Source organism: Nocardioides abyssi (genome assembly GCF_030412915.1).
Taxonomy (GTDB): Bacteria; Actinomycetota; Actinomycetes; order Propionibacteriales; family Nocardioidaceae; genus Nocardioides; species Nocardioides abyssi.
Window position 1 is genome coordinate 1 of sequence record NZ_JAUHJR010000069.1, and the last position, 344, is coordinate 344.

Below are 344 nucleotides of genomic sequence, written 5' to 3' on the forward strand. Positions count from 1 at the left end.
CGCGATCAGGCCGCGCGGCCCGAAGGTGTTGGGCTTGGTGTGGTCCTCGCCGTTGTCGAGGGTGATCAGGCCCATCACGCCGCCCCCGCGGGGCAGCGTGACCTTGCGCAGGTGTGCCTGGGTGACGCGCTCGGCGTCGGAGCTGATCTCCTCGGCGCGGGCGAGCAGGGTGGTCAGGTCGCTCATCAGGCTGCCTCTCCGGTGTAGTGCGGGTTCTCCCAGATCACGGTGCCGCCCATGCCGATGCCGATGCACATGGTGGTCAGGCCGTAGCGGACCTCGGGGCGCTCCTCGAACTGGCGCGCCAGCTGGGTCATCAGCCGCACGCCGGAGGAGGCCAGCGG

The 344-nt window shown here is 70.9% G+C and carries 2 protein-coding genes; both read right to left on the reverse strand.

From position 1 onward, the window contains the following. A partial coding sequence (locus QWY29_RS19940; protein WP_300962984.1) for a hypothetical protein occupies window positions 1-186 on the reverse strand: 186 nt, incomplete at its 3' end. Further along, window positions 186-341 carry a hypothetical protein gene (locus QWY29_RS19945; RefSeq protein ID WP_300962985.1) on the reverse strand — a complete coding sequence of 52 codons (156 nt, stop codon included), beginning with the start codon at window positions 339-341 and terminating at the stop codon, window positions 186-188. The genes QWY29_RS19945 and QWY29_RS19940, both read right to left, overlap by 1 nt. Window positions 342-344 lie beyond the last annotated feature (3 nt).